Source organism: Cylindrospermum sp. FACHB-282, from assembly GCF_014697195.1.
GTDB lineage: Bacteria > Cyanobacteriota > Cyanobacteriia > Cyanobacteriales > Nostocaceae > Cylindrospermum.
Map to the genome: position 1 here is coordinate 1 of NZ_JACJRJ010000020.1, position 18,825 is coordinate 18,825.

An 18,825-nucleotide genomic window follows, 5' to 3' on the forward strand; every position below is an offset into this window, starting at 1 on the left:
TTCATCTCACTTATTTTGCTCTCATGTCAAGTACATTTTTTATTTGCTCGCTGATGTTTATCTTGTTTTTTTTGTCAAGTTCATACTATACCAAATTAGATGAGCTTACCCTGAACACCGATCTGCAAATGACTATCAATCAAAACTTGTCGATAGCACTTAAATAATTATTAGCTAATCACAACTGACAAGTCCGGGGTCTCCCCGGCCCTAACTAACTTCAGGCAACCAAATAATAAATGTAGTTCCTGGGGTATGAGGTGAAGTGATAGCAGAGTTGATTGCAGGGCTGAAAACCTCTATTTCGCCCTGCATTTGTTCGATCAATTGTTTAGCGATCGCCATTCCCAAACCTGTACCGGGAATCTCTGTTTTCGCTTGCACTCCTCGGTAATGTCTTTCTCCCAAATGCTCTAAATCTTCCGGAGGAATGCCAGGTCCAGTATCACTGATGGCTATACCTTGAAAATTAGCTCTTTTTTGCCCCACTTGAATTAAAATCTTGCCGCCAGCAAAAGTATATTTCAAAGCATTATCAATGATATTGCTCAATACTTCCCGCAATGCTTTGACGTTAACGTGTACTAGGGGTAAATTGGCGGGAATTTTGGCAATTAGTTGGAGATTTCGCTCTTGAGCGATGGCTTTAGCTGACAATAATAATGGATCTAATAAATCTGCTAACAAGCAATCGGCAGATTTCTCACCAGTTCCTGGCAATAATAACGCTGGTTTAGCCTCTTTTTGGCAAGTTGCTTCCACAAATACTTCGGTTTCCGGGACTGTCCGTAGTGCTAGATCCGCCTCTGTCAAATCAATCACTTCATCAAACTGTAGCAACAATTCCTTCAGGCGATCGCTCTCCCGCACGATACTAGTTGCCACATCTCGGTTAAGGTCTGCTGGTCGCAGTCGCTTTAACAGCAGCTGTCCAAAAGTCCGCAAAGCCGTTAATGGGTTGCGAAACTGGTGCAAGAGATTATCCAGTAAATCCCGTTGCTTTTCTTGGAGAATTTGTTGTTGATGCAACTGCTGCTGCAACCATGCGCGACGCTGATCCAAAATACAGGCGATCGCCATAGTTTGGGCTATCCGTTGAATTTCACCTTGCTCATGTTCATTCCATGTCCGGTCTTCCCTGCCTGTCACAAGTAACCCCATCATCACACCCTCATAAATCAGCGGTAAAACAATTTGGTTTCCACTGAGCAAGCATTCCTCTTGTAAATCAGGTTGGGTTGCCTCTTTTGATTCAGACTCCTGGGATGAGTCAGGAGATTTTGACCCAGCCGTCAATAATTTGCTCTGGTGATTACGTAATGCCACAACATTGCCAACTTGTAGTTGCTTGGGTGCGATCGCCTCCTCCAGGGCACTCCGCACAATCGCTTCAGCCGGGACATAGCCCATCGTCGAAGCCTGCTCCTCAGAGTGCCGTAATACTCCCGTCTCCGGGTAAACCACCACAGGAATTAGTTTCGCATCACCCGTAGGAGCCTCTACCAATTCTTGTGTTAAATACACAATACTCAAAGACGCTCCCAACCCTTGGGTGAGTAGCGCTATTTGCTCGTGGCACAGAGCAAGAAAATCAGAACTGGCAGACATTAACATTTTTTGGTTTTTGCTCAGAATTACAGACTTTGAGGGAGAATCAAAGAAGACGTTGAGTTTTTCCCAATCTTATTTAATAAAGCTTAACTAAATCTTCCCAGCAATGGTTTACGCCAAGGGATTATATTCTTACTTACTGTTAATTTCTCTAACTTTCAAAAATATTACTTTTGTTGTATCAAAAGGTAAAAACCCATTGATTTTTTGAACTAGAACTTATATAATGACGACGTATTTTGTAGCTATAACTACAATCTATCAGCTTGAAAGAGGAGGACAATAGGTTGGCAAGGAGACGCAAAAGGAAAAGTCGTCGTCGCCAGGAAGGACGGCGGATTTTAGAACACGTGCCTCAATATAGCATCGAAAGCGGCGAAGAAAAACCTGTGACAGCAGCTAGAAAATTCATTCAAGCTGAAGGGATTTTGCCACCAGCGCTGCTACTCGTAAAGCGAAACGAACACACTACAGACCGTTATTTCTGGGCAGAAAAGGGACTGTTTGGTGCTCAATACGTAGAAGAAAACCATTTCTTGTTTCCCAGCCTGAGGATATTAGAATCTCCTACAGGTCAGGAACCAGTGGCTGTGGCTAGTCGGTAAACTATAAATGGTTATTTTACGCATTGAATCTGGCTTCTGATCAATAATTAACTGGCAAAATTGCTCAGTTTATGCAAAAATTCCAAATTTTTTAAGTTTGTAGCTGAATTTGCCAGTGAGGCTTGTGCAGGTAATTGGAGAATCAACTAGTCTCAAGCTATGCTCAATTGTATGGATTGATTTCGAGTCTGATAATACAGCAGGGAGTGGGAACAGAGTCAAGCGCATTCAAAAGTAAAGTGCTGGCGTTGTGATCTCATCAGGTGGATTGCCAACACACTCTGTCAACCAATCTAAATTTTTCCCTATGACAACAGTTGTGGGGGGAAACCGACAACACAAGAGTCATTTTGCCTCCTCCCTACTGTCCATTTCCTCAATAGTTGGTCAGAAGTCTGCATCTCATAATTTAGGCGATGGTCTCAATAACCAACAGTCAATCAGCAACTTTTAACTGTAATGCCCTCTGTAACTCAGCGAGTTCATCTCTATGGGCGATCACAGTAACACTACTTGGGGAGCGTTGTTCGTTCTGGTTCAATTCTACCTTGAGCGAAACCTTCTCAAGTCTTCCAGCTTTTTTCCAATAAAATAGACCACTTAAAGGCGACAGCACCACTATCGCTGGAAATAACTGACTAGAACCAGGAAAAAGCAGCGTCAAAACCAGTGATAAACAAGCAAGACCAGTAAATGCTAGCAACGTCAAAAAGACAGCTAAAAACGAGCTAGGTCTAACAAACCCTTCAAAAGTCACTTGGTTTTGTTCTTGGTCTACCGCTGCCACTCGGTAAGACCGAGACCGAAAATACTCCTTCAATTGAGACATTAAAGCAGCTTCGTCTTGCTCAGATACTAGTTGCGCTTTTTCTATGCGGTCTTTGGTCGAGGCACGAATAAAGAAAAACAGACCAACCGATAACAACAAGGTTAGCAGCAACGTGGAGGGCAGAATAACGGTATCCATAACTAATGTTTACTGTTTTATAGGAGGGGACTTATTCATTATCAATCATTCGTTAAATTGTCCTCTATTTGATATACTCCAGCCAAAGATCAGCTAAATCCAGCGACTGAACTTGCCATTCTGGAGAAATCTGGTACATCCGCCTGGGGCGTCCCCGTCCTTCGAGTCTTTTCCAATATCCAACAATAGCCCTTTCGTCTTCGAGAAATTTAATCGCACTATAAAGTACGGTATCTGAAAGCCGATATTTTGGATATCTAGTTTCCAGTCGCTGGATCAACTCGGTTCCGTAAGATTCACCTTGTAGTAAAACATGCAGTATGTAACAAACTGCTAGTTCCTGACAGAGGTAAGTTGGCGGAGGATTCTCAAAAAAATGATATATATCCTCAAGTTTCATGGTTAGTGAATGGCTAAAAAAATGCCTTAGGGTAAGGTAAGTAATTCAGGTAATCAGTATACAAATATACTATAGCTTCCATAAGTAGATATAGCTACTGAGGTTTGATTTCCAAAATGTAAACAAACATTAAACAATTACCCACGTTTTTTCTTTAGTGGGATGAGTGTGCAAGTTTTAGGGGTGCAAAAATCTGCGCCCCTACCAGATTTCGCAGCAGTGTGGTTAGGAGCAAGCAGACAGTGTCTTTGCCGCCATCTTGTGTGTTGAGTGATGCCGTGCTGGTTAGAGATGTTGAAGCAATAAGATACCTATCGAAGAAATTTTACAGTTAAAATGCCATTTTGTCTGTAAAGCTTAAATAAACACTTTGTTTTACGGTACTTTTTCTAGTCTAGAGCCTAAAATGTTGAGCCAAAGGAGTTTTACGGCTGAAAGCTGCCCTAACTATGGACACACTTCAGTCAAAAGCCAGTACTAACTGTGCCAATTTTAAATTTGGGAATTGGGATTTGGGATTAAGCAAAAAGACTAAATCTAAAATTTAAGAATCCAAACTTGGATACCCCTAGATTTATCAGTCGAGACAATTTCAAATCTCAAATTGAAAATTCTATGACTGACTGGACTTGAAATACTCTTGTTCTATCTCTTAAATTCGATATTAAACTTATCCAGCGGAAGCATGAATTGGTGATCTGCTATGTCACAAAACCCCGACGCCCCCTCCTCTTCTTCTAATCTACGGGCAATTGCCCAAACATTTCGCCTTACAGGTTGGATTAGTTTTTGGATTCAGTTAGTACTAGGCGTAATTTCTGGTATAATAGTGCTGCTTTTTGCCATTTTTAGTCAAAGAACTGGCAGCCCAAGTAATAATCCAGGAACTGGGTTTGGCGTCTTTTTAGCAATTTGTGGATTGGTTGTTTTGGGAGTGGGCATTTATTTGGCTTACCGTTACACCAGAATCGGTAATCAACTGCAATCTTCTAATCCCAACAACCGCCCTCGCAAAAGTGAGACTGTACAAGTTTTGCGTTTGGGACTAATGGTGAATTTAGCGGGAATTTTAGTCACACTATTAGGGGCCCAAGCAATTGTGGGTACCCTAGTTGCTAGGTCTATCTCCCCTCAAGCCGTAACTACCCAACTATTTGACCCCACCCGAATTATTAGCGGTCTAGATATGCTTGTGGTGCAGGCAAACACTAACACTGTTTCAGCACACTTTGCCGGACTTGTAGTCTCGCTGTGGCTACTCAATCGCATTAACCGTTCTTAGCAAACATTTTTCTGGTTGCAATTCCGGTGACGGCAAGCCAAAATCAGTATATGCTGGTGTTTTGGCGAAAAGATACTCGGCTAAAAATAAAAGAAAAATCTGTGTTGGATCTTAAGCAAATTCGGGAAAATCCCCAATTAGTTCAGGAACGGTTGAATGGTCGTAGTGGTAAATACGATATTCAGCCCATATTAGACTTAGATAAAAAGCAACGGGAACTGGAAGGGACACGCAGTCAACTCCAAGCTCGAAGTAACGAAATCGGTAAAATCGTCGGGCAAAAGATAAAATCTGGGATAGATCCTCAAGACCCAGAACTTCAAGCCTTGCGGGATGAAGGGAACTCCATCAAAGCTAAATTAAGCGAACTGGAACCCCAAGAAAAAGAACTGAAAGCGGAAATTCACCAAAAGCTACTAGAACTCCCCAATTTACCAAGTGATGCTACACCCATTGGTAAAACTGAGGAAGATAACCAAGAAGTACGCCGTTGGGGGGATGAATATCTGCCCCAAAACCCGAATATTCTCCCCCATTGGGAAATTGGGGAAAAGTTAGGTATTCTCAATATTGAGCGAGCCGTAAAAGTTGCCCAAAGTCGCTTTGTAACGTTAGTGGGGGCTGGTGCGGCGCTGGAGAGGGCATTAATTCAATTTATGCTATCCCTGCAAACCCAAGCTGGGTATGTGGAAGTCAGTCCACCACTGTTAGTAAACACTGATTCTTTAACCGGAACCGGTCAGTTACCCAAGTTTGCAGAAGAAAGCTTTAAATGTGCTGAAGACGATTTGTGGTTAATACCCACAGCGGAAGTTCCCGTTACCAACCTCTACCGGGGAGAAATTCTGGCTGCTGAAGATTTACCTATTTATCACTGTGCTTATACTCCTTGTTTCCGTCGGGAAGCGGGAAGCTATGGACGGGATATGCGGGGTTTAATTCGTCTGCATCAATTCAATAAAGTGGAGTTGGTGAAACTTGTTCATCCTAGTTCTTCTTTTGAGGAATTAGAAAAATTAGTAGGGAATGCGGAAGCAATTTTACAGGCTTTAAAATTACCTTACCGTGTTATCAATTTATGTACTGGTGATTTAGGTTTTTCGGCAACTAAAACCTATGATTTAGAAGTTTGGCTACCTTCTTCTGGCAAGTACCGCGAAATTTCTAGTTGTTCTAATTGTTTTGATTTCCAAGCACGACGGGCTGATATTCGCTTTAAGGAAGGGGGTAAGAAGGGGACGCAGTTTGTCCATACGCTTAATGGTTCTGGGTTGGCTGTGGGGCGGACAATGGCGGCGATTTTGGAGAATTATCAACAACCAGATGGGACGGTGTTGATACCGGAGGTGTTGCGATCGTTTTTAGGGCGAGAAGTATTGTAATACAAACAAAAGCATGGTAACAGCATCATAGATTAATGGTAGAATCATAATAATAGGCTGTGCTATTCAGCCTAAGTGTAGTTAGGCTTGAATAGTACAGGAGATATTATGCCTATTGACTTGGGTAAAATTAATACCGGAAATACAAGTGATACATCTCTTCATCCTAGAGAAATATTTACAGCCCTTCCAGGTAAGAAAGAAGGCAAGTTTGAATATCCGAGAGACGTTCAAACACAGGTTTGGGATCATTGGTTTTCAAGGAGGAATGAAAAAGATTTAGTTGTCAAAATGAATACGGGTAGTGGCAAAACCGTAGTCGGATTACTTATCCTAAAGAGTTGCTTAAATGAAGGTAAAGGTTCCGCAGTTTATGTGGTTCCTGACAAATATCTGGTAAAACAGGTTATTGATGAAGCAAAAGACCTGGGAATTGAAGTTACAAATGACACTAGTTCCCCTAGATTTCTGTCGGGCAAAGCTATTTTAGTCATTAATATATATAAGCTAGTTAATGGAAAGTCAGTTTTTGGTGTTGGTGATGAAGGCATCAAAATTAACATTGGTAGCATCATCATCGATGATGCACACGCGTGTCTCGACACGGTAGAAGACCAATTTATGTTAACAATTGATAGCCAAAATCCTGCATACAAAGAAATTTATCAATGCTTTAAAGAATCACTTCGTGATCAATGTTTAGTAAAGGAATCTGAGATTAATAATCGTGAGCGTGATGTTTATATGCAAGTTCCTTTTTGGAGTTGGCAAAGTAAGATACCAGAAATCTCACAAATATTAATTAAAAACAAAAATACTGAATGGCTAAAGTTTGTATGGCCATTGATAAAAGAATCACTAGCTCTCTCAAGGTGCGTTGTTAGCTCAGATAAAATAGAGATATCACCGCACTGCATACCAATTGATATGATTCCGAGTATTACCAATGCTCGTAGAAAGATATTTATGACAGCGACTTTAGTGGATGACAGTATTTTGTCTAGCCATTTTGGTATTACAGAGGAGTCTATTAATAGGGCTGTTATACCCAATACAGCAGGTGATATTGGTGATAGGATGATCCTCCTTCCACAAGTAATCAATACTAAATTAACTGATGATGAAATAAAACAGTTTTGTAAGTCGATTTCACAAGATGTGAATGTTGTTGTTATCGTTCCATCAGATGAACGAGCTAAATACTGGAAAGATCAGGCCGATCAAATTTTGAATAAGGATAATCTGTATGAAGGAGTAACTCGCTTAAAAAAAGAAAAAGTTGGTCTGACAATATTAGTGAATCGCTACGACGGAGTAGACTTACCAAAGGATGCCTGTAGATTTATTGTAATTGATGGATTGCCAGTTGCTAGACGGTTGATTGATAAAGTTGAACAAGTCATCCTAATGGGAAGTTCAAGAAAAGCTACTCAACTAGTTCAAAAAATAGAGCAAGGAATGGGGCGCGGTGTCAGATCCAGCGACGATTACTGTGTTGTATTTTTAATGGGACGTAATCTTACTAGCCAATTATATGCTGGAGGTGCAATAGATAAATTTTCTCCAGGAACTAAAGCACAAATAAACCTATCGAACCAGATTTCTGAGCAAATTAAAGGAGAAGACTTGCCTCAGATACGGGAAGCAATTATGTATTGCTTACATAGAAACCAAGATTGGGTATCTAAAAGCAAGGGGGCTTTAGCAGCACTTTCATATGAAGAAAGTAGTACACCAGATTTGATAACAATTGCACAAAGGAAAACGTATAATTTTGCTGCTATAAACAACTATAATGCCGCAGTGAGTGAGCTTAGAAAAGTTGTAAATACAGTAGATGAGAAACCTCTAAAGTCCTACCTAAAACAATGCTTGGCAGAGTACATTAACTTCTATGATCCGGCAGAGGCGCAAAGGACTTTGATGTCAGCAGCCAGTGATAACTCAAGAGTAACTAAGCCAATGGAGGGCATCTCATATCACAAGCTTGAATCGAAAGCTATGGATCAAGCAAGAATATGTGGTGATTACTTAAGACAAAAATTTGATGATCCAAATAAAATCGTTGTTGAGATGTATGGATTGTTAGAATCATTGATATTTAAACCAGAGACAGCAGATATATTTGAAGAATCATTGAAGACTATTGCTCGGTATATTGGATTTAATAGTCAGCGTCCAGAAGCAGAGTATAGGAAAGGCCCAGATGTACTTTGGGAAGTCGGAAACTTATCATACTTTGTGATCGAGTGCAAAAATGGAGCTACTACAGATACTATTAACAAAGGTGACTGCAATCAGTTAAATGGCTCTGGTGAGTGGTTTACTGATAAATACGATGAAACTTGTAGATTTACTCCCATTTTAGTTCATCCATCAGTTAAGTTTGAATATGCTGCCACACCTAAAGAGAAAACACGAATTATTAATGGAGAAAAGCTAAATCTATTGCGTGAAAATATATCTCATTTCATCAATGCATTATGCGTAGATAACAAGATTAATGATGATAGAGCTATTAGGGAGAGATTGATGTTCTACAAACTGACAGCCGATAGATTTTGCGAGAATTATACTACTAATTACACTACTAAGTTTAAATGAACGGCGCAGGGGAAAATTAGTTCAGTGCGATCGCTAATCTTGTAGAGTGCGTTAATGAAATTTAACAAACCCTATAGTTACGTGGTGGTTTCTTATAAAGTGCGATCGCGTAAAATCTGCTGTATATTCAAAATATGGTGAAAAGAGACAAGTTACTTGAACTTTTAAAAAATAGCCCCAATAATGTAACATTTAGCGATATTCGTAAGCTTTTAGAGTTAGAGGAATTTGTACTAGATAGAATTACAGGTAGTCATCATATCTTCAAGAAAGATGAAACAATTTTAGTGATTCCAGTTCATAATAATCGTGTTAAGTCTGTTTATGTGAGACGAGTTGTAGAGCTAATTGAAGGAGAAGAATTGTGAACTATCCAATAGTGGTTTACCCTTGTGATGAAGGTGGTTTTGTTGCTGAAATTCCAGCCTTAAGAGGATGTTTGGCACAAGGTGAAACTTTAGAAGAAACCTTACAAGAATTGATAGTTGTTAGAAATTTGTGGTTGGAAACAGCCAAAAAGCATGGACAAAAACTACCAGATATTGAAAGTGCGATCGCTAAAGTAAAAGCACTAAGTAGTGTATAAACTATTAAATTGGAATTACTTTTGTATTTAATAATCCTGTACATCCTTAAATCCTCAAAATCCTGATTCAGACATTTTTCATCGTCAGAATCAGGATTTGCAAGATTAGAGGATGAGCAGGATTTATGCTCAGATTCAATACAAGAGCTAGATTTTATGGATAATTTTAGTCTTGCCATATCACTACGGTTGATTAGTGGTGATATTTTTAATAGGCTAATATTGTAGTGCGATCGCATCCCTTGTAAGTTGGGTTGAAGTGCGATCGCCTGATCTTAGAGGCTGGGCATTGCTGGAAACGTTCCTGAACGACCAAATCTCAGCAAAACCGATAGGGATGCGGAGTCTCTGAGCCAGTTTCCAAACTACAATAAGAGAATATATCTGAATATTTTGGCTCTATGTCAGTTTTAGCAGCGATTTCAGTCTTGGCTATTTTGATTTTGGTACACGAGGCTGGACACTTTATAGCAGCACGTTCTCAAGGTATTTACGTTAACCGCTTTTCTTTGGGTTTTGGCCCAGTTATCTGGAAATACCAAGGCTCACAAACCGAATATGCTCTCCGCGCTTTCCCTTTGGGTGGGTTTGTCGGCTTTCCCGATGATGACCCTGATAGCGATGTTCCCCCCAATGACCCGAATCTGCTACGTAACCGTCCAATTTTAGATCGGGCGATCGTCATTAGTGCTGGGGTGATAGCAAATTTAATATTTGCCTATTTGGTGCTAACGCTGCAATTGGGTATCGTTGGCATTCCCAAAGAATTCAACTATCAAGCTGGTGTAATTGTCAAGCCTGTTAATGAACAATCCCTTGCTTACCAAGCAGGTATTAGGGAAGGAGACATTATTCTGGCTATTAACGGTCAGGAATTACCGGCTACTGAAAATTCAACGACATTGCTGACAAAAGAGATTCAAAATCATCCAAATCAGCAAATTGAACTGAGAGTTCAGCATCAAGACCAGCAACTATCACTGAAATTAGCACCAAATAAGGGGGCTGACGGCAAAGGTTTGATTGGTATTGAACTTGGCCCCAATGGTACAATTGCTTATCGTCGTCCCAATAGTCCTGTGGAAATTTTCAGTACTGCGGCCAATAGGTTCCAACAGTTATTTGTTGGTACACTCAAGGGTTTTGGGCAGTTGGTGACTAATTTTCAACAAACTATTGGACAAGTTTCGGGGCCAGTTAATATTGTCAAAATAGGCGCAAAGTTAGCTGATGAAAATAGCACTAACTTGTTGTCTTTTGCGGCAATTATCAGCATTAACCTGGCAATCATCAATATTTTGCCTCTACCAGCTTTGGATGGTGGACAACTGGCTTTCCTGTTGATTGAAGGTTTGCTTGGTAAGCCTTTACCTACCCGCATTCAAGAAGGTGTGATGCAAACTGGGTTGGTGTTACTCTTGGGCTTGGGAATTTTTCTGATTGTTAAAGAAACTACTCAATTAACTGCTCAGTTGGATTGGGTGCAAAGATTGTTCCAGTGAGTGTTACCCGCAAATCTTCGGCTAAAAAGCAGCGTGCTTTAGAAGTTCTCGCTCGTCTGAAGCGCCTTTATCCCGATGCTACTTGCTCTTTGAACTACTCAACGCCTGTACAATTGCTGGTGGCAACTATTCTCTCTGCTCAGTGTACTGATGAGCGGGTGAATAAGGTGACACCAGCGTTATTTGGGCGGTTTCCCGATGCAGCGAGTTTGGCTAATGCTGAGTTGGCTGAGTTAGAGGATTTGGTGCATTCGACTGGGTTTTATCGCAATAAGGCGAAGAATATTCAAGGCGCTTGTCGGATGATTGTCAGTGAGTTTGACTCTGTTGTCCCTAACCAAATGCAGCAGTTGTTGCTACTTCCAGGTGTGGCGCGAAAGACGGCAAATGTGGTCTTGGCTCATGCTTATGGAATAAATGCTGGGGTGACGGTAGATACTCATGTTAAGCGTCTGAGCCAACGCTTGGGTTTAACTAAGTATCCAGACCCGATTCATATTGAGCAAGATTTAATGGGGTTATTGCCGCAAGCAGATTGGGAAAATTGGTCTATTCGGCTGATTTATCACGGACGTGCTGTTTGTAAGGCTCGTTCTCCCGTCTGTGTTGCTTGTGAGCTGGCGGATTTATGCCCTGCTGCTAATCAGTCGCTTGTGTTAGGCTAGGCGACACAAACAGCCCTAAAATTGATAGGAGACTGTAGAATGGAAAATGCTGTCTTTAAATTTAAGTTAGAGAATTTATGGCAAAAAAGAGCATGATTGAGCGCGAGAAAAAACGCGCTAAGTTGGTGGAAAAGTATGCTGACAAACGGGAAGCGCTGCTGGATGAGTTCAAAAGCGCTGCATCTCCCTTGGATAAGCTAGAAATCCATCGGAAAATTCAACAGCTACCCCGTAACAGTGCGCCCACCCGCCACCGCAACCGTTGCTGGGTAACGGGTCGTCCTAGAGGTGTTTATCGTGATTTTGGGCTATCTCGGAACGTCCTGCGGGAATGGGCACACGAGGGTCTTTTGCCTGGTGTTGTTAAGTCTAGTTGGTAGTCATTAGTCGTTAGTCATTGGCTTTTGACAACTGACTAAAATTATTGGCCGCAACAATGATCAATGCCCAGACTTTCTAAGAGTAGATCGCTGACGGCGTTGGCGATCGCAAACTCTCCATAGAAGCTTTTGGAAAAATCAAAGGATTGCATCTCTGTCACAATGGCAATCACCAGAGAACCTAAGTCATTTTCTCCTTCCATTCGTTGACGCACAAAAATTTGGGCGGCTCGTTGGGCAATTATTTTATTGATTGCTTCCGGGAGAAATTCTCTATCTAGCCACAGGAGCAGGCACTGTTGCAACCATTGTCCTTCTAGCTGGGGATTTTCAGACGGTGGTAGGGTAATAGGTGGAATTGGTTCAGTCATCTTTTTTTAGTTTATTAAGTGAGCTTTAACGGTTTTTTTGCCCAGGTAATCTTCAGAGGAACGCAAAGGATGACTGCTAACAGCAAATTGCGTTACTCTGAGGCTTTTTTTTGATCTTTTGTACTCACTATGCAATATGATATTGCCGCTATTATTCGGGGTTATGCTCAAGGTTATTTTCTCATGGCTGATGAGTGCGATCGCCTGGGGTGGTATGGAAGTCATGAACGCACCTTAATTCCTTTGGATGAACGTTTTCGTTATCCCAAGTCATTGCAGCGTGTTCTTAATCAAAAACGCTTCACTGTGACGATTAACCGTGACTTCCCATCTGTGGTTGCCGGGTGCGCCAATCGCGAAACTACTTGGATTTCACCGGAATTACAAAAGATTTACTGGCTACTTTACCAGAGTGGTTATGCTTATAGTTTTGAAACTTGGCAGGATGATGAACTAGCAGGGGGAATTTTAGGGATTGTCATTGGCGGCGCTTTTATTGGCGAATCGATGTTTTACCGCATCCCTGACGGCTCAAAGGTGGCGATGGTGAAGTTGGTGGAAAGATTGTGCCAAAGGCAATTTGTGCTGTTTGACGCCCAAATGATGAATCCCCATTTGGAAAGATTTGGTGCTTATCTCGTGAGTGATGAAGAATATAATGTCTTACTGAGGCAAGCGCTGCAAAGTCCTTGTTCCTTAATTTAACGAAATTCTCAACAGTGCAATCCCTTAAATCCCACATTCGTTACCCTTACCGTTACTTCGCTAATTACTGAATAAAAAATGTAAATCAAGATAAAATAAGACATCTGTTGAGCGAATAACGTCCACTCGACCAAACCCTGCTCACCAACAAATTAATGCTTCTCCTCCTCAAGCAACAATTACGGGAGTAGTAGAATGGCTAACTCTTTACTCAGAGGAGTCAGGCTACACAGTGGCACGGTTAACTCGCTCCAGTGCTAAAGACTTAACCTCACATCTTGCACCAATAAAAATTGATGTATTTTTTTACTCAGTATTAAGCCAAATCTATATATACTTACTTAAGTACTTAACACTTTCGCCTTGCTACTTGCACGCAAAAAGCTATAAATCTAAAGGTAGTAAATGAAACTCTTTACAATTGGTGACAGTATTTCTCAAGGCTTTATGTCTTTGGCAGCAGCCCGGACAGACCTTTGTTTTTCAACTTTGATTGCTAAGTCAATGGGGCTAAAAGTTGGTGCTGAATATCTGTACCCTGAATGGTTAGCGGGCGGACTACCAGCCAATATTGAGAAGATTTTACGGCGTTTGGAGAAAAAATATGGCTCAGATATCAACGCCTTAGATTGGCTGACCATATTGCCAACTATTGAGGGGGTACTTGATGAAGCTGAAGATTACTATGAAAGGCAAGGAGGTTGTGCTGAACAGCCTTATCCAGGAGGAATTAAATTTTTCCACAATGTAGGGATTCAGGGCTTTGATATTGCTGATTCTTGGATGATAACACCCAAGGTTTGCAAATATCAAATTAAACTTAGCAACGACAAAGCAGAGGGTAAGGATAATTTTTTTAGTCTGCCCAATGCTGCCTTCTACCGGACTGCACTTAAAGTTCTCAACCCGTCTTTAAATCCTATTTTTGACAATCATAGCCAACTAGATTGGTTGAAGCACCATCATACAACCACAACTGAAGGAGTTGAGAATTTAATTCTCTGGTTAGGAGCAAACAATGCGCTGGGAACTGTGATCAGTTTAGAAATTAATCAAACTCCCAATGACACAGATCAGATTCTCAACAACCCAAGTCAAAAGCCCGAATCATTCCGTGAGGTAAGAGAAAAATGGAACCTCTGGCATCCCAAGGATTTCGAGGCTGAATATCAACAATTGCTTGATCGGGTTGATGCAATTATGCAAAGTAACAGCAACCCCGATTGGAATGTCTTCATTGGGACAGTACCGCTGGTAACTATTGCGCCATTGGCAAAAGGTGTGGGTGCAACCACTGAAATTCATGTGGACGGAGAGGAGAAACCTTCAACTTACTACAAATATTACACTTATTTTCCCTTTGAAGAGGATACGGTTAGAGAAACCGGAACCGTACACCTAACGCTACAAGATGCCGTCTACATTGATGACTGTATTCGCAGATACAATAAAGTAATTAAAGAACTGGTCGATAGTAAAAACAGCCAGTATCCGCAACCACGCTATCACATTGTTGATCTTGCCAATGCCTTACAACAAATTGCCTTCAAGCGAAATGCTGGACAGGTGCAGTATGAATTCCCAGAAGAATTCAAGTTTGTCTATCCCCAGGTCAACACCAAATACTACCACGCAGACACTACTGGACGAATACGACAAGGTGGACTATTTAGTTTAGATGGCATTCATCCGTCTGCCATTGGTCAAGGGTTGATTGCTTATGAATTCCTCAAAGAGATGAAAAAAGTTGGAGTTGTTGATAGCACCAAACTAGATTGGAAGTCGGTCTTTGCTAGCGATCAACTTTATTCCCAACCTATTACTTTGATGCATGAGTTGTACGATAATAAAGAATTTGCTGAAACCATCATCAAGCTGTTCGGCAGAAATCCGCTCGCCAGAAATTCAACTATGACTAGAAGACTTGGTTAAGCTAAGAAGCTTAATCCTGTATTGCCTCTGGTCATAGCTTCGTACTGATTTCAGTATGTACCAATCGTTGCTGACTGCTGCGGGGAACTTGTAGGCCTATAAAATACTCAATAAATGAAATAGCCCTGGGGATAAAGCTAGGGAATATTTGGCGTGATTCGGCGTTCTGTAACTAGGGTTAGGCTAACCCATTCGCCTTTGTCGCTGTAACTGCGAATCATTCGCTGGCGCAGGTTTGGTTCAATTAACCAACCCACTTCTAGAAACAATGGTTGGTGCAACTGCGCTTTTAGGGGAGAAGTTGCAGAAGCACCATTAGGTAGGAGTAATACTTGCACTTGCTTTTGTTCGTCTTGATCAAAGAGGATGATCGGGCCTTTGATGGTAGCGCTGGAGGTAATTGTGCGTTCCCCAAAAGAGAGATGTTGAACTAATCGCCCAGGGGTATCAAGTTGCAGTTGTAGAGTTGAAGAGTAAGTAGTGGGCGATCGCCAATCTGGATAAATAGTGACTGCTTCACCAAGCCATTCTCCCAATAAATCCTCTACCTGTAAAGGCGGGTTTTCTACTGCTGGGGTATTAGCTAGATGTTCTCGAATTAAGGTGATTTGGTTGAGTTGTCCGGTTTTATCAAATAATTGCACTAGACGCAAGCGGCGATTTTGATGAATTAAACCCAACTCCGCCCCAAATTCAGAAAATGGCCCTAGCTGGATTGAACCTTGAGAAAATGCTCCATTTTCAAAAAATAATGTATTCCTGGATAGGGAACTGTATTCCAGAACTAAATCTTCTTGTCCTTGACGGCGAACAATCTGGTGGATGGTCTGGTTTTGGTTCAACCCTTCTAGAGAAACTACACTTTTGATATCTTCTAAAAGTGTCCCTTGGGGTGAAAAACGAGTGAATGAACCTTGCCATTCACCAAGATTTTGCAGTAAGCGTTCCCATTGTGATGACATAATGAGTAATGAGTAATGAGTAATGACTATCTAGCAAAACGCCTGACAGCAAACAAGCTCCCTATTAATCCTACAGCTGCGCCGAAACTCAAAAGAATTAAGGGTAATAATAAAGTTTGGGCGGCAGTCAGTTGCACACCGTTGCTAATAAATTGGATAAACTCAGGTTGATTGGCTAGTAGTTGTCCGAGAAACTGTTGAATTACAGTAATGAAACTCCAGGCGATCGCACCGCCAAGTAAGCCAAAAGAAATACCTTGTAAAATAAATGGCAAGTAAATCCATGCTGTAGTTGCTCCCACCAGCTGCATGATTTCAATTTCCCGCCGTCGTGCCATGACAATGAGGCGAATTGTGGTGGTGTTAACGGCGATCGCCGTTAAGGTGAGGATGATCGTAATTGTCAAAGTCATGGAGTTTAAACCTTGGTGTAACTGGGCGATGCGTTTAACTGCTTCATCTACATACTGCACCAAATCAACTCCCTGCAACTTAGCCAGCTGTGTCGCCAAAGTTGGTACAGATTGAGAATTACGGGCTTTTACCTTCATCTCGTCTACCAAAGGATTTTCCCCTAGCTGCTGGGTAGCATTTTCAATATCAGAAATTCCCAGTTCCTTAACTAACTTAGTCCAAGCTTGTTCTTTAGTAATGGTTCGCATAGACGCCACCTCTGGCATATTTGCCACCAGTGTTTCTATGGTTTCGGCTTTGGTATCTGGCTCAAGATAAACTGATAATTCTAGCTGGCTACCAAACTGGTTAAGGAGTGTTTCTACTTGCCAAGAGGTTTGCAAGCTCAAGCCGAATAAAAATAGTAACACCGTGACGGTGCTAACTGCTGCCCAATTCATCCAACCTCCCCGCAGTAATCCGAGGAAAGTTTCTTTGAGTAAGTAGTCTAGTTTTGTGAGAAATTTAAACACATATCACCCAAAATTAAAATTCAAAATATGTCTAGGGTTTCCCGAAGGGAGACAAAATTTAAAATGAAAGAATAGCACAAATGACTACTGTCTAATGTACGTATGGGGAAACTGCGCCCCTACTGTGACGAGATTGATAGAATTGAAATAGTAGGATTATTCACCATCAAGCCTAATAAGAATCATGCCCTCTGACATTGCTGTAGAGAAGAAAAAGTTAAAAAATCCGCCTTTGGAACTGCACTATTTAGGCGATCGCGTGCTGCGTCAAGTGGCAAAGCGCATTGCTAAAGTAGATGACGAGATCCGCCAACTAGTGCGCGAAATGCTGCAAACTATGTACAGTCAGGATGGCATCGGTTTAGCAGCACCCCAAGTTGGAATTCACAAACAAATTATTGTCATTGACTGCGAACCAGACAATGCCGCTAATCCGCCACTGGTGTTAATTAACCCCACTGTTAAACAGGTTAGCCGTGACATCTGCGTTGCCCAAGAAGGATGTTTAAGCATTCCCGGTGTATATCTAGATGTGAAGCGTCCCCAAGTCGTGGAAATTGCCTATAAAGATGAGTCAGGCCGTCCCCAGATATTAAAGGCTACTGATTTACTAGGACGTTGCATTCAACACGAGATGGATCACCTCAACGGTGTAGTGTTTGTAGATCGTGTGGAAAATTCCTTGACTTTGGCTCAGGAGCTATCTAAGAATGGCTTTTCGTATCAAGCAGTGAAACCAGTAGTATAGGGTGCAGAAGTAGTGTATTTAACTCCAAAAAGCGGTTTGTATCTGGGTGGATCTTGCATAACTGCGATCGCCTCTGTAGGTTCGGTCTTTGAACTCAGTTCCGGACAACCAGATTTAGGTGTCCAAGTGACTGCAATTATCTTGGGATTGAGTATTCCCCTAACAGGATTATTTTTCTTTGCCGCAGTGAGGGACGCAAGGGCTAACATGAAGTAAGCATCAGGTACATAAAAAAGGTAGAAGGATGAGGCAAAAATGCAAAATTCATTCTTTTACCTTTTATTTTTGGCAGGCACCCGGCAAGTGGCAGAATATCAGAAGGCGATCGCTTCTAAAATAGAAGTATGCTATCAACTTACACCAAACTATTGCGACTGTCTCAAGGACAGCTAAACCTGTTAGAAGCTTGTCCCCGTAAATTTCAGCACACTTATTTAGAACAACTCAATACACCCTCAAATCCCCAACAGGAAGAAAAACAAACTCTTGGTAGTCGCTTTCACCTGCTGATGCAACAGCAAGAAATGGGTTTACCAATTCAGAGTTTTTTGGAAGCGGATGCTCAACTACAAAGCTGGATGGCAGGTTTTGCCAATGCCGCACCAGAAATTTTAACACCATTCATTGATAATCAAACTTTCCGCGAAAGTGAACACTACCGCACTTTGCAAGTTCAAAATTACTTGCTGACTGTGATCTATGATTTATTGATTGCCGATCGCCAACAAGCGCAAATCCTCGACTGGAAAACCTATCCTCAGCCACCGACTAGAAGCAAGTTAGAAAAAAACTGGCAAACACGCCTTTATATGTTTGTTTTGGCTGAAACTAGCGAATATTCACCAGAACAGATTTCCATGACTTACTGGTTTGTTCAATCTCAAGGACAACCACAAAGTATTAAGTTTAGTTACGATGCTAGCCAGCACAAAAAAACCGCGAAGAGACTAAATCAACTTTTAAGCCAGTTAAGCAATTGGCTGGAATTATACCAGAAAGATGAGCTATTTCCGCAAGTTCCAGAAGCTCAAAAAGCATTATGTAATAATTGTCAGTTTGCGGTACGGTGCGCTCGCTCTCAGCGCGGCGTTCGCGGAGCGTCTCGGAGAGAAGCCCATCGCTCTCAAGTAACTGAAGAGGCGATCGCCAACTCACTACCAAATCTCGACAACATTCAAGAAATAGCACTTTGATATT

At 41.5% G+C, this 18,825-nt stretch carries 20 protein-coding genes; 14 read left to right on the forward strand and 6 right to left on the reverse strand.

The genetic code is table 11. The features are described 5' to 3' along the window. Positions 1-210: 210 nt before the first annotated feature. Entirely contained in the window at positions 211-1,614 is a 1,404-nt protein-coding gene (locus H6G32_RS12195; protein WP_190458512.1) for a sensor histidine kinase, read from the reverse strand. A 284-nt stretch (positions 1,615-1,898) separates the two neighbouring features. On the opposite strand from H6G32_RS12195, the gene H6G32_RS12200 reads away from it, so the two are divergent. Then, complete coding sequence (locus H6G32_RS12200; RefSeq protein WP_190458514.1) at positions 1,899-2,216, forward strand: DUF3155 domain-containing protein; 318 nt, start codon at positions 1,899-1,901, stop codon at positions 2,214-2,216. A gap of 436 nt (positions 2,217-2,652) precedes the next feature. On the opposite strand, the gene H6G32_RS12205 is transcribed toward H6G32_RS12200, so the two are convergent. Next, positions 2,653-3,183: a cofactor assembly of complex C subunit B gene (locus H6G32_RS12205; RefSeq protein ID WP_190458516.1), complete on the reverse strand. Its 531-nt coding sequence runs from the start codon at positions 3,181-3,183 to the stop codon at positions 2,653-2,655. 64 nt (positions 3,184-3,247) lie between these two features. Continuing rightward, positions 3,248-3,583, reverse strand: coding sequence for a PadR family transcriptional regulator (locus tag H6G32_RS12210; RefSeq protein WP_190458517.1), 336 nt, complete (start codon positions 3,581-3,583; stop codon positions 3,248-3,250). A 703-nt stretch (positions 3,584-4,286) separates the two neighbouring features. Here H6G32_RS12210 and H6G32_RS12215 point away from each other — a divergent pair. The 8 genes from H6G32_RS12215 to rpsN all read left to right on the forward strand — a co-directional run bounded on the left by H6G32_RS12215 (position 4,287) and on the right by rpsN (position 11,984). Continuing rightward, positions 4,287-4,865: a DUF3611 family protein gene (locus H6G32_RS12215; protein ID WP_190458519.1), complete on the forward strand. Its 579-nt coding sequence runs from the start codon at positions 4,287-4,289 to the stop codon at positions 4,863-4,865. Between the two features lie 101 nt (positions 4,866-4,966). Then, on the forward strand, positions 4,967-6,247 hold the full coding sequence (gene serS / locus H6G32_RS12220; protein ID WP_190458663.1) for a serine--tRNA ligase: 1,281 nt from the start codon (positions 4,967-4,969) through the stop codon (positions 6,245-6,247). Between the two features lie 108 nt (positions 6,248-6,355). After that, entirely contained in the window at positions 6,356-8,851 is a 2,496-nt protein-coding gene (locus H6G32_RS12225; RefSeq protein WP_190458522.1) for a DEAD/DEAH box helicase family protein, read from the forward strand. A gap of 134 nt (positions 8,852-8,985) precedes the next feature. Then, the gene (locus H6G32_RS12230; protein WP_190458524.1) at positions 8,986-9,219 is read left to right on the forward strand and encodes a type II toxin-antitoxin system HicA family toxin; all 234 of its coding nucleotides are present in this window, start codon (positions 8,986-8,988) and stop codon (positions 9,217-9,219) included. Then, positions 9,216-9,437, forward strand: a complete 222-nt coding sequence (locus H6G32_RS12235) for a type II toxin-antitoxin system HicB family antitoxin (protein ID WP_190458526.1) — start codon at positions 9,216-9,218, stop codon at positions 9,435-9,437. Before H6G32_RS12230 ends, H6G32_RS12235 begins: the two co-directional genes overlap by 4 nt. A gap of 401 nt (positions 9,438-9,838) precedes the next feature. Beyond that, on the forward strand, positions 9,839-10,939 hold the full coding sequence (gene rseP / locus H6G32_RS12240; protein WP_190458529.1) for an RIP metalloprotease RseP: 1,101 nt from the start codon (positions 9,839-9,841) through the stop codon (positions 10,937-10,939). After that, on the forward strand, positions 10,936-11,604 hold the full coding sequence (nth, locus tag H6G32_RS12245) for an endonuclease III (protein WP_190458531.1): 669 nt from the start codon (positions 10,936-10,938) through the stop codon (positions 11,602-11,604). The genes rseP and nth overlap by 4 nt, the downstream gene beginning before the upstream one ends. A 77-nt stretch (positions 11,605-11,681) precedes the next feature. Beyond that, the gene (gene rpsN, locus H6G32_RS12250) at positions 11,682-11,984 is read left to right on the forward strand and encodes a 30S ribosomal protein S14 (RefSeq protein ID WP_190458533.1); all 303 of its coding nucleotides are present in this window, start codon (positions 11,682-11,684) and stop codon (positions 11,982-11,984) included. A gap of 41 nt (positions 11,985-12,025) precedes the next feature. On the opposite strand, the gene H6G32_RS12255 is transcribed toward rpsN, so the two are convergent. Then, positions 12,026-12,355, reverse strand: coding sequence for a hypothetical protein (locus H6G32_RS12255; RefSeq protein WP_190458535.1), 330 nt, complete (start codon positions 12,353-12,355; stop codon positions 12,026-12,028). A gap of 129 nt (positions 12,356-12,484) precedes the next feature. Here H6G32_RS12255 and aat point away from each other — a divergent pair, with 129 nt between their 5' ends. Further along, on the forward strand, positions 12,485-13,060 hold the full coding sequence (gene aat / locus H6G32_RS12260; protein WP_190458537.1) for a leucyl/phenylalanyl-tRNA--protein transferase: 576 nt from the start codon (positions 12,485-12,487) through the stop codon (positions 13,058-13,060). 405 nt (positions 13,061-13,465) lie between these two features. Further along, on the forward strand, positions 13,466-14,992 hold the full coding sequence (locus tag H6G32_RS12265; RefSeq protein WP_190458539.1) for a hypothetical protein: 1,527 nt from the start codon (positions 13,466-13,468) through the stop codon (positions 14,990-14,992). A gap of 137 nt (positions 14,993-15,129) precedes the next feature. Here the strand turns inward: H6G32_RS12265 and H6G32_RS12270 are convergent, their stop codons facing one another. Both H6G32_RS12270 and H6G32_RS12275 read right to left on the reverse strand, forming a co-directional pair. Beyond that, positions 15,130-15,954 (reverse strand): DUF3598 family protein, encoded by an 825-nt coding sequence (locus H6G32_RS12270; protein WP_190458542.1) that lies wholly within the window; start codon positions 15,952-15,954, stop codon positions 15,130-15,132. 26 nt (positions 15,955-15,980) lie between these two features. After that, on the reverse strand, positions 15,981-16,880 hold the full coding sequence (locus tag H6G32_RS12275; protein WP_190458543.1) for a cell division protein FtsX: 900 nt from the start codon (positions 16,878-16,880) through the stop codon (positions 15,981-15,983). 184 nt (positions 16,881-17,064) lie between these two features. Here H6G32_RS12275 and def point away from each other — a divergent pair, with 184 nt between their 5' ends. The 3 genes from def (at position 17,065) to H6G32_RS12290 (ending at position 18,821) form a co-directional block, all read left to right on the forward strand. After that, complete coding sequence (gene def / locus H6G32_RS12280; RefSeq protein WP_190458545.1) at positions 17,065-17,628, forward strand: peptide deformylase; 564 nt, start codon at positions 17,065-17,067, stop codon at positions 17,626-17,628. Between the two features lie 12 nt (positions 17,629-17,640). Next, positions 17,641-17,844 (forward strand): hypothetical protein, encoded by a 204-nt coding sequence (locus H6G32_RS12285; protein WP_190458547.1) that lies wholly within the window; start codon positions 17,641-17,643, stop codon positions 17,842-17,844. A gap of 128 nt (positions 17,845-17,972) precedes the next feature. Beyond that, the gene (locus H6G32_RS12290; RefSeq protein ID WP_190458549.1) at positions 17,973-18,821 is read left to right on the forward strand and encodes a PD-(D/E)XK nuclease family protein; all 849 of its coding nucleotides are present in this window, start codon (positions 17,973-17,975) and stop codon (positions 18,819-18,821) included. The last annotated feature ends 4 nt before the right edge of the window (positions 18,822-18,825 follow it).

Excerpts from the sequence above, each read along its gene's own strand:
- H6G32_RS12195 (WP_190458512.1), bottom strand. The coding sequence starts at position 1,614 with ATGTTAATGTCTGCCAGTTCTGATTTTCTTGCTCTGTGCCACGAGCAA.
- H6G32_RS12205 (WP_190458516.1), bottom strand. The coding sequence starts at position 3,183 with ATGGATACCGTTATTCTGCCCTCCACGTTGCTGCTAACCTTGTTGTTA.
- H6G32_RS12210 (WP_190458517.1), bottom strand. The coding sequence starts at position 3,583 with ATGAAACTTGAGGATATATATCATTTTTTTGAGAATCCTCCGCCAACT.
- H6G32_RS12215 (WP_190458519.1), top strand. The coding sequence starts at position 4,287 with ATGTCACAAAACCCCGACGCCCCCTCCTCTTCTTCTAATCTACGGGCA.
- H6G32_RS12225 (WP_190458522.1), top strand. The coding sequence starts at position 6,356 with ATGCCTATTGACTTGGGTAAAATTAATACCGGAAATACAAGTGATACA.
- H6G32_RS12230 (WP_190458524.1), top strand. The coding sequence starts at position 8,986 with ATGGTGAAAAGAGACAAGTTACTTGAACTTTTAAAAAATAGCCCCAAT.
- rseP (WP_190458529.1), top strand. The coding sequence starts at position 9,839 with ATGTCAGTTTTAGCAGCGATTTCAGTCTTGGCTATTTTGATTTTGGTA.
- rpsN (WP_190458533.1), top strand. The coding sequence starts at position 11,682 with ATGGCAAAAAAGAGCATGATTGAGCGCGAGAAAAAACGCGCTAAGTTG.
- H6G32_RS12255 (WP_190458535.1), bottom strand. The coding sequence starts at position 12,355 with ATGACTGAACCAATTCCACCTATTACCCTACCACCGTCTGAAAATCCC.
- aat (WP_190458537.1), top strand. The coding sequence starts at position 12,485 with ATGCAATATGATATTGCCGCTATTATTCGGGGTTATGCTCAAGGTTAT.
- H6G32_RS12265 (WP_190458539.1), top strand. The coding sequence starts at position 13,466 with ATGAAACTCTTTACAATTGGTGACAGTATTTCTCAAGGCTTTATGTCT.
- H6G32_RS12270 (WP_190458542.1), bottom strand. The coding sequence starts at position 15,954 with ATGTCATCACAATGGGAACGCTTACTGCAAAATCTTGGTGAATGGCAA.
- def (WP_190458545.1), top strand. The coding sequence starts at position 17,065 with ATGCCCTCTGACATTGCTGTAGAGAAGAAAAAGTTAAAAAATCCGCCT.
- H6G32_RS12290 (WP_190458549.1), top strand. The coding sequence starts at position 17,973 with ATGCTATCAACTTACACCAAACTATTGCGACTGTCTCAAGGACAGCTA.